The 11,631-nt window shown below is 70.8% G+C and carries 10 protein-coding genes; 1 reads left to right on the top strand and 9 read right to left on the bottom strand.

All coding sequences use genetic code 11. The annotated features are described in order from the left end of the window. From K206_RS0104060 to K206_RS0104040, 5 genes are all read right to left on the bottom strand, one after another. Positions 1-477 (bottom strand): SRPBCC family protein (locus K206_RS0104060; protein WP_029043211.1); only part of this gene is annotated, 477 nt, incomplete at its 3' end. A gap of 24 nt (positions 478-501) precedes the next feature. After that, entirely contained in the window at positions 502-1,095 is a 594-nt protein-coding gene (locus tag K206_RS0104055) for a (2Fe-2S)-binding protein (protein ID WP_020201134.1), read from the bottom strand. After that, complete coding sequence (locus K206_RS0104050) at positions 1,092-1,925, bottom strand: xanthine dehydrogenase family protein subunit M (RefSeq protein ID WP_020201133.1); 834 nt, start codon at positions 1,923-1,925, stop codon at positions 1,092-1,094. Before K206_RS0104050 ends, K206_RS0104055 begins: the two co-directional genes overlap by 4 nt. Further along, positions 1,922-4,312, bottom strand: a complete 2,391-nt coding sequence (locus tag K206_RS0104045; protein ID WP_020201132.1) for a xanthine dehydrogenase family protein molybdopterin-binding subunit — start codon at positions 4,310-4,312, stop codon at positions 1,922-1,924. The genes K206_RS0104050 and K206_RS0104045 overlap by 4 nt, the downstream gene beginning before the upstream one ends. A 19-nt stretch (positions 4,313-4,331) precedes the next feature. Next, entirely contained in the window at positions 4,332-5,594 is a 1,263-nt protein-coding gene (locus tag K206_RS0104040) for an amidohydrolase/deacetylase family metallohydrolase (protein ID WP_020201131.1), read from the bottom strand. Positions 5,595-5,953: 359 nt separating this feature from the next. On the opposite strand from K206_RS0104040, the gene K206_RS0104035 reads away from it, so the two are divergent. Beyond that, complete coding sequence (locus K206_RS0104035; RefSeq protein ID WP_020201130.1) at positions 5,954-6,481, top strand: MarR family winged helix-turn-helix transcriptional regulator; 528 nt, start codon at positions 5,954-5,956, stop codon at positions 6,479-6,481. Positions 6,482-6,515: 34 nt separating this feature from the next. Here the strand turns inward: K206_RS0104035 and K206_RS0104030 are convergent, their stop codons facing one another. The 4 genes from K206_RS0104030 to K206_RS0104015 form a co-directional block, all read right to left on the bottom strand. Continuing rightward, positions 6,516-7,058 (bottom strand): flavin reductase, encoded by a 543-nt coding sequence (locus K206_RS0104030; protein ID WP_020201129.1) that lies wholly within the window; start codon positions 7,056-7,058, stop codon positions 6,516-6,518. 98 nt (positions 7,059-7,156) lie between these two features. Beyond that, positions 7,157-8,488, bottom strand: coding sequence for an LLM class flavin-dependent oxidoreductase (locus K206_RS0104025; RefSeq protein WP_029043209.1), 1,332 nt, complete (start codon positions 8,486-8,488; stop codon positions 7,157-7,159). A 119-nt stretch (positions 8,489-8,607) separates the two neighbouring features. Then, positions 8,608-10,215 carry an amino acid ABC transporter permease/ATP-binding protein gene (locus tag K206_RS37460; RefSeq protein ID WP_081651312.1) on the bottom strand — a complete coding sequence of 536 codons (1,608 nt, stop codon included), beginning with the start codon at positions 10,213-10,215 and terminating at the stop codon, positions 8,608-8,610. A 102-nt stretch (positions 10,216-10,317) separates the two neighbouring features. Next, positions 10,318-11,157, bottom strand: a complete 840-nt coding sequence (locus K206_RS0104015; RefSeq protein WP_231401548.1) for a transporter substrate-binding domain-containing protein — start codon at positions 11,155-11,157, stop codon at positions 10,318-10,320. Between the last annotated feature and the right edge of the window lie 474 nt (positions 11,158-11,631).

The raw sequence follows: 11,631 nt of genomic DNA, 5'->3' as shown, positions 1-11,631 counted from the left end.
CGCCGGCGCGGGGGCCGCCGCCGGCGCGCTGGCGTCGAGCCTGGCCTTGAGGTTGGCGGCGAAGGCCTCGGTCATGCGCGTGGCGAGGTCCTTCACCAGGCCGCCGCGCGAGAACTGCGCGAGGCTGCCGGCGATCGTGTAGTCGACCTTCACGTCGACGCGCGTCTGTCCCGGCGCCGCCTCTTCCAGCGCGAAGGCCGCCACGCCCTTGACGCGCGAGGCGCTCTTGCGGTCGACGCCGCCGCCGCTGACGCTGCCGCGGAAGGCGTCTTCGTCGAGCCGCATCTCGCCGTCGCCGCTGAACGAGGCGGCGATCGGGCCCAGCTTGACCGCCATCGCCAGCTTGAGCAGGCCGCCCTCGGGCGGCGCGAGCAGCGACGCGCCGGGCAGGCAGCCGACCACGCCCGGCGCGTCATGGAAGCAGGCCCACACGCTGGCGCGCGGGTATGGCACGGTGAAGCTTTGTTCGATTTCCATCATGGTTCCCTGTGAATTCCTGAATCAGGCGCCGGCGAGTTGCACAGCCGGCGCGGCCGGCGCGGCGGCACGCGCGCGGCGCGCCTCCAGCACGCGCCGGATGGCCCGCACGATGCCGACGTAGCCGGTGCAGCGGCACAGGTTGCCGGACAGCTCCAGCCGCACGCGCGCGTCGTCGGCATCGGGCAGCCGGGTCACGATGTCGCGCGCGGTCATCAGCATGCCGGGCGTGCAGTAGCCGCATTGCAGCGCGTGCTCGGCGCGGAAGGCCTCGCGCAGCTCGCGCATGGCGGGGTCGTCGTCGAAGCCCTCGATGCTCTGCACGCTCGCGCCGGCGCAGGCCACCGCCGGCGTGATGCAGGAGCGCGCCGGCGCGCCGTCGACCAGCAGCGTGCAGGCGCCGCACACGCCCTGCTCGCAGCCGATGTTGGTGCCGCACAGCATCTGCTGCTCGCGCAGGAAGTCGGCCAGGCTGGTGCGCGGCTCCACCGTGGCCCGCACGCGGGCGCGGTTGACGGTCAGCTCGATGGCGTGCTCGATCACGGGCACGGTCACGGCGTCGTGGCCGCCAGAGGCAGCGGGGTCGGTGAGGTCGGAAAGATCGGTGAGGTCGTTCATAGCGGGTTCCTGCCGTGGCGCTGCACAATGGCGATGGCGCGCTCGAGCGCCACGCGGTGCACCTGGAATTCATAGCTGTCCGCGTCCAGCCCGGCGGCCTCGACGTGGCGCCCGGGCAAGCCGGCATCGGCGCCCGGCGCGAGCAGCGCGCGCGCGTCGTCGATCCGGTGCGGCGCGCCGTCGATGGCGCCGATCACCGCGCGGCACGTGCCGGCGGCCGGATCGTCGATCACGATGGCGATCGCCTCGGCGAATTCGCCGGGCTTGCGGTTGAACTTGTAGTAGGCCCAGCGCGCCGCCGGAGACAGCCACCGATAGCGCACGCCGGTCAGGATCTCGTCGCCTTCCAGCGCGGTGGTGAAGGCGCCGAGCATCCAGTCGGCGCTGGCCACCGTGCGCGCGCCGCGCGGGCCGCTGACCAGGAACTCGGCGTCGAGCGCGCACATGGTGTTGATCCAGTCGGCGGCGGGGTCGGCATGGGCCAGGCTGCCGCCCAGCGTGCCGCGGTTGCGCACCGCGCGGTAGGCGATGCCGCGCGCCACGTGGGGCATCAGCCCCTGCGTGCCGTCGTCGACCTTGCCGTCCTCGATCTCGGCATGGGTGATGCACGCGCCGAGCACGGCCGCGTCGCCCTGCGCGCCGCATTCGCGCAGCGCGGCAATGGCGCGCAGGTCCACCAGCATGCCGGGCTGGGCCAGGCGCAGGTTCATCATCGGCCCGAGCGACTGGCAGCCGGCCGCGAACTTGGCCATGCCGTCGGCCAGGTCGGGATGGGCGAACGCGTCCGCGCAGGTCAGCGGGCGGGCGTAGTCGAATACCGACGGCTTCATGCTACGACTCCCGCCGCGGCGCGGGCACGGCTGAGCGCCTCGACCACCACGCGCGGAGACACCGGCAGCTCCAGCACCTCGGCGCCAAGCGCGCGCAGCGCATCGTTGACGGCGTTGGCGATGGCCGCCGGCGAGCCGATGGCGCCGCTCTCGCCGATGCCCTTCTGGCCGAATTCGGTGTAAGGCGCGGGTGTTTCCATGTGTTCGATCCGGATGGCCGGCACCTCGGTGGCGCCCGGCAGCATGTAGTCGGCCAGCGTCGAAGCGAGCGGCTGGCCGTCCGCGCTGTACGGCATGGCTTCATACAGCGCCGTACCGATGCCCTGCGCGGCGCCGCCGAACACCTGTCCGTCGACCACCATCGGGTTGATCAGCACGCCGCCGTCCTCGACGATCGCGTAGTCGAGGATCTCGGTGTGGCCCAGTTCGGTGTCCACCGCCACCACCACCGCGTGACAGGCGTAGCTGAAGGTGCCGGTGTCGCGCCGCGCCTGGTAGGAGGTGGACACTTCCAGGCCGCGCGGGTCCACGTCCGGCGGCAGCAACTGCGGCGCCAGATACCAGGTGCGCGCGATCTCCGCGAGCGTGCGCCGCCCGCCGGCGCCCACCACCGCGCCGTCCTCCCAGCGCACGTCCTGCGGCGCCGCGCCGAGCAGCCATGCGCCGATCTTGAGCAGGCGCTGCCTGAGTTCCTTGGCCGCCTGGCCCACCGCGCCGCCCGCCATGACGATCGAGCGCGAGCCCCAGGTGCCGGTGGAATACGGCGTGACGCCGGTGTCGCCCAGCACGATGCGCACGCGCCCGGTGTCGATGCCGAGCACCTCGTGGGCGATCTGCGCCAGCGTGGTCTCCATGCTCTGCCCGTGCGAGTGCACGCCGGCGCGCACTTCGAGCACGCCGTCCGGCGTCAGCCGGATCACGGCCGGCTCGTAGCCGGGCACCATCGGGATGCCCCAGCCGTGGTAGACCGAGGTGCCGTGCGCGCCCTGCTCGCAGAACACCGCCATGCCGAAGCCGATGCGCCTGCCGTCGGCCTCGCCGCGCTGCTGGCGCGCGCGCACCGCGGGCAGGTCGATGGCGCGCATGGCGCGCCGCACCGCCTCGGGATAGTCGCCGCTGTCGAAATGCTTGTTGGTGATGTTGTCGTAGGGCATCTCGTGCGGCTGCACCAGGTTGCGCAGCCGCACTTCGTAAGGCTCGATGCCGGCCTGCACGGCGATCGCGTCCATCATGGTCTCGATGGCGTAGCAGACCCCGGTGCGCGCCACCCCGCGGTACGGCAGGATGGGCGGCTTGTTGGTAGCCACCGACCACGTGCGGCAGCGGTAGCGCTCCATCTTGTACGGCCCCGGCAGGATGCTGCCGACCTGCGCGGCCTCCAGGCAGGCCGAGAACGGGTAGGACGAATAGGCGCCCGAGTCCACGTGCGCCTCGCACTCCACCGCCAGCAGGCGGCCGTCGCGGTCGGCGTAGGCGGCGATGTCGTAGGCGTGCTCGCGGCAATTGGCGTTGGCCGTCAGTTGCTCGCGGCGGTCCTCGATCCAGCGCACCGGCTTTTCCAGCCGCATGGCCAGCCAGCCGCAGCAGACTTCCTCCGGCAGCAGGATGCCCTTGTAGCCGAAGCCGCCGCCGACGTCCGGCGCGATCACGCGCACCTGCCCCTCGTCCAGGCCCAGGCAGTGGGCCAGGCCCGTGCGCGTGATGTGCGGCATCTGCGCCGAGGTGTGCACGATCAGTTGCGACAGGCGCTTGTCCCAGTGCGCCACCACGCCGCGCCCTTCCATCGGCGCCATGCTCTGGCGCGCGGTGCGCAGCCGGCGGCGCACGCGGATCGGCGCGTCGCGGCGGATGGCCTCGAGGTCCACCTCGGGATGCGCGTCGACGAACGCCTCGAGGAACACGTTGTCGCCCCAGTGCTCGTGCACCAGCGCCGGAGGCGCGCTGCGCGCGGCCAGCATGTCGACCACCGCGGGCAGTTCCTCGAAATCCACGAAGACCTGCGCGGCGATGTCCTCGGCCGCCGCGCGCGTGGCCGCCACGCACATGGCGATGGTCTCGCCGACCTGGCGCACCTTGCCCTGCGCCAGCACCGGCTGCTCCGAGGGCTTGAAGCCGGGCAGCCCCGAATTGGCGACGATGGGCGCCACGCCGTCGAGATCCGCGATGGTGTACACCGCGTGCTCGAAGCCGGCCGGCTTCTCGATGCCGACGATGTGGCCGTGCGCGACCGGGCTGCGCACGAAGGCCACGTCGAGCATGCCCACCATGCGGATATTGCCCACGTACTCGCCGCGCCCGCGCATGAAGCGCTCGTCTTCCTTGCGCGGCAGCGACGCGCCGATGCCCTGCGGCCCGTCGTGGGCCTTCGCCTTGCCTTGCCGGTTCATCGGCTCTCTCCTTGCTCGGTCAGGCCGCGCGTGCCAGCGGCAGCGTCGGCGAAGTGGCGTCGTGGCGGATGCCGTCGCGCAGGCAGAACAGCGGCGACAGCATGCGGTCCGTCACCAGTTGCGTGCCTTCGTTGTCTTCCAGCACCCAGCGGCCGCGGCGGTCGTCGAGCACGCTGATGTCGGCGGCGCCGCCCACCTTGAGCGTGCCGATCTCGCCTTCCATGCCGGCCATGCGCGCCGCGTTGGCGGTCGCCATCGCCACCACGTGGTTCAGCGGCAGGCCGAGCGCGAGCATGCTGCTCATCGCGCTGACCAGGCTGAACTGGGTGCGGCCGAGGAAGGAATGCTCCTCGTCCGGGTGGCTGTCCGGCGTGCCGGCGGGAGCGGGAACGTGCGTGTTGTAGCCGTGCATGTCGGCGCCAAGCGTATCGGGAATGACACCGGCATCAAGCACGATGCGTGCCGTCTTGAAGCTGAAATGCGAGCCGTGGCCCACGTCGATCTTGAGCCCGCGCGCCACCGCCTCGTGCACCAGCGGGTGCAGGCGGCCGTTTTCCTCGACGAAGCCGCCCGGGTGGCGGCTGAACGGGTGCGCCAGGATGTCGCCCGGCTTGAGCATGTCCACCACCTGGTTGAAGATCGAGTCCGGGTTCACCTCGCGCCCGCCCTGCTCGGGCTTGGGCCACAGCTGGCCGAAGTGGATGTAGACCGGCAGCGCGGCGTCGCGCCCGATGCGCGAGGCGATGCGCATGACGTCCAGGCCCCAGCGCGCGAAACCGCCGATCTCGGCATGCGCCTTGACGCCCTTGACCAGGTCCGGGTTGGCCAGCGCGCTCTTGACGGTGGCCGCCGCGTCGAGGCAGGCGGGGTTGTAGAGGTCGGGATAGTAGTGTCCCTCCAGCCCGCCCACCAGGTAGGCGGAGATGTACGACAGCACGCGCGTGGCGGCCGGCTCGGCGACGAAGCGCCGGAAGCCCGGCAGCGTGATGCAGCTCGCGCCGCCCTGGTCGATGATGGTGGTCACGCCCGACTGCACGCCGCAATGGTCGGCGTTCAGGCCGAAGCGCCCGGTCACGTACTGGTACACGTGGCCGTGGGTGTCGATGAGCCCGGGCAGCACCAGTTGGCCAGCGCAGTCGATGACGTCGGCGAACGGCGCCTGCGCGGCGAGGTCCGGCCCGATGGCGGCGATGGTGTTGCCGTCGACGAGGATGTCGAGCGTGGCGTCGAGCGCCGCGGCCGGATCGATGACGCGGCCACCCTTGAGCAGAATTTGAGGCATGAGATGCGGTTCCGGTGACAAGATGTGTGGTGTACCGCAAATACCGTGCCGATAAACGCAGGGCCGGCATCCGCGGAGATTCTCGGGAAAAACGGTTTGATGCGGGTTATACCCCGCATCTCTGGCGTGCGCGCTGCACCAAGTTGTGGGGCGCGCCGGCGCGGGCGCACCTTTTTGATGCCCGCGGCGGGGGTGCTGGCGAGCGCATGCAGTACCATGTACGGCACCAAGCGGCCCGGATTTTGCTTTTCGGCAGTGGCACGGCGCACCGGCGCGGACAGCGCGGCCTGCGCCATCCGATCCGACGAATCACGTCCCGGACAAGAACCCGGGCTCCCAATTTCGGCTTACAGCATTCCATGTCAACCACGACTATCGAGACATTCATCACCGATCCGGTCCGGGCCGAGCTCGACGTCCTGCAGGCGAGCACGCCCCTGTTCAAGCGCCCCGGCTTCCTGATCCGGCGCATGCACCAGATCCACGGCTTCCTGTTCGCCGAGGAGGCGGGGGAATTCAACATCACGCCGGTCCAGTACAGCCTGCTGAGCACGCTGGACGCGCTCGGCGAGATCGACCAGAACACGCTCGCGATCGAGATCGGGCTGGAACGCTCCAGCGTGGCCGAGGTCATCCCGCGCCTGCACGCGCGCGGCCTGGTCGACCGCGCGCAGGCCATCCACGACCGGCGCCAGCGGCTCGTCAAGCTGACCACGCAGGGCAAGCGCCTGCTGCGGAAGATGGCGCCCGCGGTGCAGCGCGCGCACGACCGCACCATCGACCACCTGTCGCCGGCCGAGCGCGACATCTTCATGCTGCTGATGATCCGCCTGGTCAAGGCCAACAACGCCGACAACGTGGTGCCGCTGCGCCTGCCGCAGGACTGAGGCCCCTGCCCCGCCGCGGCCCCGCGCGCGGCGCTCACTCGCGCGCGATGTCGTGGTAGCGGCGGTTGTAGTAGATCAGGATGCCGGCGTGCGCGTTGCTCTCGATGCGGTCGACCTCGCACAGCAGGATGTCGTGCGTGCCGACCTGCACCGCGCTGTCGATGCGGCAATGGATCGACATGATGGCGCCGCGCAGCGCCGGGGCGCTGCCGGGCGCGCCGGACCACTCGCCGCTGGCGAAGCGCTCGTCCATCGACGCCTTGGCCGAGAACGCCGCCGACAGCGGCTTCTGGTCCGCGCTCAGCGTGTTGATGCACACGGCGCCGTTGGCGATGGTCGCGGCGTAGGCCGAGGACGTGCGGTTGATGCAGACCAGCACGCTCGGCGGCGAATCGGTGACGCTGCAGACCGCCGAGGCGGTGAAGCCCGCGCGCCCGGCGCGGCCATCCGTGGTGACGATGTGCACGGCCGCCCCGAGGTCGGCCATCGCGTCGCGGAACGCCGCGACGGTGACGGCCCTGGCGGCGGCCTGTGTCCCCGCCTGCGCGGCCGGGGTGAGTACGGTATCGGTGGACATGACATTTTCCCTTCGATCGAATCTGACTGCGGACATCATGGCGGGCGCCGGCACGCGCCGGCGCCCCGCGCAGGGACGGCCGCGCGCGCAGCGCATGCCTAGCGCGCGTAGCGGTTCGCGGGCCGCTCCAGGCCGAGGTGCTCGCGCAGCGTGGTGCCCGTGTACTGCTTGCGGAAGCGCCCGCGCCGCTGCAGCTCGGGCACGACCTTGCGCACGAAGTCGGTGGTGTCGTTCGGGATCACGTGGAAGGCCAGCATGAAGCCGTCGGCCGCGCCGCCGTCCACCCATTCCTCCATGTGGTCGACGATCTGCTCCGGCGTGCCGCACAGCGTCACCTTGCCGCGGTCGTAGCTGGAGTAGATCTGGCGCAGCGTGAGCTTCTGCTCGCGGATCATGGCGGTGATCTGGCGGAAATAGGCCTGGTGCAGGTTGGCCTTCTGCGGGATCACGTGTTCGGGGATCGGCTCGTCCACCGGCAGGCCGGTCAGGTCCGCCTCCAGGTCCATGCCGAGCCGCATGCGGCCCACGTCCGGATGGATCAGGCTCTGCAGCTCGCGGTACTTGTCCTCGGCCTCGGCCTTGCTGCTGCCGACCATCACCGACAGCCCCGGCAGTACCTTGAGCTGGCTGGTGTCGCGGTTGAAGCGCGCCATGCGGCCCTTGACGTCGGCGTAGAACTGCTTGGCCTCCTCGAAGGTCGGGTCCGACGAGAACACCACCTCGGCGGCTTCCGCGGCGAAGGACTTGCCTTCCTCGGACGAGCCCGCCTGGATGATGACCGGGCGGCCCTGCGGCGTGCGCCGGATGTTGAGGCCGCCGTACAGCTTGAAGTGCTCGCCGTGGTAGTCGGTGATGTGGAACTTCGCCGGGTCGAACATGCGGCAGTTGGCCTTGTCGGCGAGGAAGGCGTCGTCCTCCCAGGTATCCCACAGGCGCATCACCACGTCGAAGAACTCGCGCGCGCGGGCATAGCGCTGGCCGTGCGGCGGCAGCTTGTCGAGGCCGAAGTTGCGCGCGGCGTAGTCGCTCGCGGTCGTCACCACGTTCCAGCCGGCGCGGCCGTGCGAGAGGTGGTCGAGCGAGGCGAACAGGCGCGCCAGGTTGTACGGCTCGTAGAAGCTGGTCGAGCCGGTGGCGCCGAGGCCGATGTGCTTGGTCGTGCCGGCCAGCGCCGACAGCAGCGAGATCGGCTCGAACATGTTCATCATGTACGGGAAGCGCGAGAAGTCGTTGAGCTTCTCCGTGCGCGCGCCGGGGCTGTCGGCCAGGAAGAACAGGTCGAGCATGCCCTCCTCGGCCAGCGCGGCCACGCTGCGCCAGTACTCGATGTTGGTGGTGGCGTCGGCCGGCGCGGTGGATTGCAGCCACGACGCCGCGTGCTGGCCGGTGGCGTAGGCGAGCATCCCGAGAACCATGTGTCGATCATTCATAACGGTAGGTGTCCTTCAAGAATTGGAGCGTCGTGCCGGCGCTCCGGTGGCAATGAAAACGGTTGGCCCGCGGCGCCCGGCGCTGCGCCGGGCCGGCGGGCGGGAGCGGAGCGGCGGGCTCATGCCGCGCGCTCGGCGGCGACCGGCGCGGCGACCGGGACGACCGGCGCGAGCGGCGCGATCGACGCCACGGCGCCCGCGTCGCCGCACGGCGCGTCGCCCAGGCCGATGAAGCGGCGCACGCGCCCGGCGCCGGGCTGCTGCCGGATCTCCGCGGGGGAGGCGAACAGCTGCACCGTGCCGCCCTCCATGAAGGCGATGCGGTCCGAGATCGACATGGCGAAGTCCATCTCGTGCGTGACGATGACCATCGTCATGCCCTCGCGCGCCAGCTTGCCGATCACCGCCAGCACGTCGCCGACCAGCTCGGGGTCGAGCGCCGAGGTCGGTTCGTCGAACAGCATGATGGCCGGCTCCATCGCCAGCGCCCGCGCGATCGCCACGCGCTGCTGCTGGCCGCCGGAGAGCTGGTGCGGATACTTGTGGGCGTGCGCCAGCAGGCCGACCTTGTCGAGCAGCGCCAGCGCGCGCGCGGCGGTCAGCGCGCGGCCGCCGCGCCCGTGGTAGTTCGGCGCCAGCGTGACGTTCTCGAGAATGGTGCGGTGGGGAAACAGGTTGAAGCCCTGGAACACCATGCCGATGTCCTTCACGCCCCGGCGCACGCGCGGGATGTCGGCGCGGTCGGTGGCCGTGATGAAGGTGTTGCCGAACAAGATGATCTCGCCGCCGTCGATGCGCTCCAGCGCGTTGATGGTGCGGATCAGCGAGGTCTTGCCCGAGCCCGACGGGCCGATGATCGAGACCACCTCGCCGGCGCGCACGTCGAGATCGATGCCCTTGAGCACGTGGTGCTCGCCGTAGCGCTTGTGCAGGCCCTTGAGGGCCAGGGCCGGCGGCGCGCCCTTGCCGGACGCGGGCGCGGCCGCCGCCGCGGGCGCCGGCAGCGTGCCGCGCAGCGTCGCCACCTGCTCCGCGCTCATCGTGGCGGGCTTGCGGCCGGCGGTGTTCATGCGGTGCTCCACGTACTTCATGGCCCAGCCGAACACCGTGACGATCAGCACGTAGTAGATCGCGCAGGCCAGCAGCGTCTCCATCACGAGGAAGTTCTGCGCGTAGAGCCGCTCGCCCACCAGCAGCAGCTCGCTCAGCGAGATCACCGAGGCCAGCGAGGTCAGCTTCACGCAGGACACGAACTGGTTGCCCAGCGTCGGCAGCGCGATGCGCAGCGCCTGCGGCAGGATGACCAGGCGCTGCGTGCCGACCGGGCGGATGCCCAGCGCGGCGGCGGCCTCGTACTGCCCCTTGGCCACCGACAGCAGCGCGCCGCGGTGGATCTCCGCCATGTAGGCGGTCTCGGTCAGCGCCAGCGCGATCAGCGCCGAGATGAACGGATTCGACAGCACGCCGCCGGTGGCCGGCAGCAACTGCGGCATGTTGTAGACGAACACGATCAGCACCAGCAGCGGCAGGCTGCGGAACAGCCAGATGTAGAGCGCCGCCGGCACGCGCAGCATGCGCGCGCCCGACATCCGCGCGCACGCCAGCGGGAAGCCCAGCACCACCGCGAACAGCCATGCCAGCCCGCTGAGCTCGACCACGGTCAGGCTGGCCTTCCAGAATGCCGGCATCGCGAACAACGTCAGCATGTATCCAAGATCAAAATGCATGGGGTCTCTCCAGGGAATGCCGCGCGCGGCGGCGGGCCGCCGGCGCGGCTGCTGCAGCGACAGCAGCCGCGGGACGGTGCCGGGCGGGCATCGCGCGGTCCGTCAGGACGCCTTGTCCGCCGGCGGCAGCGCCAGCCCGTAGCGCTGCAGCAGCGCCGGGTACTCGCCGGATTTCTTGAGAGACGCCAGGGCCCGCGACACGGCCTCGAAGAGCGCCTTGTTGTCCTTGCGCACGAAGATGCCGATGGTCTGGGGATTGATCAGCTCGGTCGAGGTCACCACCACGCGGCCGGCGGACTTGTCGGCCAGCGCCTTGGCGGTGGCCGCCACCTGCATGCCGGCCTGCACGTTGTTCGACAGCAGCGCCTGGAACACATGCGAGGTCGAGGCGAACTCGCTGATCTGGATCTCGGCCTTGCCGTTGGGCTTGCAGTAGCTGTCGGAGACCGCGTGCAGCTGCCCCACCCAGGCCGTGCCCTGCACGATGCCCAGGTGCATGCCGCACAGGTCCTGCATGGTGCGCGGCTTGAGGCCGGTCGCGGCGGCCACCATGATGGCCGAGCCGGTCTGGGCGTAGGGAATCGCCGCGGCCTGCGCGCTGCGCTCGGGCGTCACGTACATGGCCGACATGATGATGTCGTAGCGGCTGGCGTTCAGGCCCAGGATGAGCTGCGACAGCGGCGTGTCGGCGAAGCTGGCCTCGGCGCCGAGCTGCTTGGCCAGCGCGCGCGCCAGTTCGGCGTCGGCGCCGACGATCTTGTCGCCCTCGTAGTATTCGAATGGCGGATAAGTCGCTTGCATGCCGACCTTGAGCGTGCCCGCCGCCAGGGTCGGAGCGGCTTGCGCCCATGCGCTGCCGGCGCCCAGGCCGAACACGGCGGCCGCGGTGGCCATTGCCATCAGGAAAGCTGGGAAAGTTGCCTTGCCTTGCTTCGATTTCATGCTTGTCGCTCCGCTTTAGTAGGTTGGTGCGGGGGTGGTAATCGCGGGAATGCGTGGTGTACCGCAAATACCGTGCCGGGCATCCCCCCGCGCACCCCCTGCCGCCCGCCAACCCTTGGCCGGATTCGCGCAGCGGCTGGCCGGCGCCCCCGCGCGGCGCGCCGCCGCCGCGCGCCGCCGGCACCAAGGTGGATTGGGCGCGCCGGCGCGCGCACTGCGCCTGTGCGGATGGCGTCGTTTTGGTGAATTGAGTGGTATGCCACGTAAATGGCGGAATGGCTCCGTGCCGCCCTGCTGGCGGGTCGCCGGGCGCGTGAAAGCCGGATGAAAGGGGCGTTGGCGGGGCGTCCGGGAAGCGCCGAAAGCCGCCGAAAGTCGTCAAAGCGCGCCGGACGGCGCGGAAACACGCGCAAGGCGCCACGCAAGCCGCGCGCCGGCGGCCCGGGCGGGGAACGTCCCCGCGCAAACGGCGAG

This window comes from Cupriavidus sp. WS, assembly GCF_000395345.1.
Taxonomy (GTDB): domain Bacteria; phylum Pseudomonadota; class Gammaproteobacteria; order Burkholderiales; family Burkholderiaceae; genus Cupriavidus; species Cupriavidus basilensis_B.
The sequence above is the reverse complement of the archived record's forward strand: the minus strand, read 5'-3'. Positions and strand labels throughout refer to the sequence as shown.

Excerpts from the sequence above, each read along its gene's own strand:
- K206_RS0104055 (WP_020201134.1), bottom strand. The coding sequence starts at position 1,095 with ATGAACGACCTCACCGATCTTTCCGACCTCACCGACCCCGCTGCCTCT.
- K206_RS0104050 (WP_020201133.1), bottom strand. The coding sequence starts at position 1,925 with ATGAAGCCGTCGGTATTCGACTACGCCCGCCCGCTGACCTGCGCGGAC.
- K206_RS0104045 (WP_020201132.1), bottom strand. The coding sequence starts at position 4,312 with ATGAACCGGCAAGGCAAGGCGAAGGCCCACGACGGGCCGCAGGGCATC.
- K206_RS0104040 (WP_020201131.1), bottom strand. The coding sequence starts at position 5,594 with ATGCCTCAAATTCTGCTCAAGGGTGGCCGCGTCATCGATCCGGCCGCG.
- K206_RS0104035 (WP_020201130.1), top strand. The coding sequence starts at position 5,954 with ATGTCAACCACGACTATCGAGACATTCATCACCGATCCGGTCCGGGCC.
- K206_RS0104030 (WP_020201129.1), bottom strand. The coding sequence starts at position 7,058 with ATGTCCACCGATACCGTACTCACCCCGGCCGCGCAGGCGGGGACACAG.
- K206_RS0104025 (WP_029043209.1), bottom strand. The coding sequence starts at position 8,488 with ATGAATGATCGACACATGGTTCTCGGGATGCTCGCCTACGCCACCGGC.
- K206_RS37460 (WP_081651312.1), bottom strand. The coding sequence starts at position 10,215 with ATGCATTTTGATCTTGGATACATGCTGACGTTGTTCGCGATGCCGGCA.
- K206_RS0104015 (WP_231401548.1), bottom strand. The coding sequence starts at position 11,157 with ATGAAATCGAAGCAAGGCAAGGCAACTTTCCCAGCTTTCCTGATGGCA.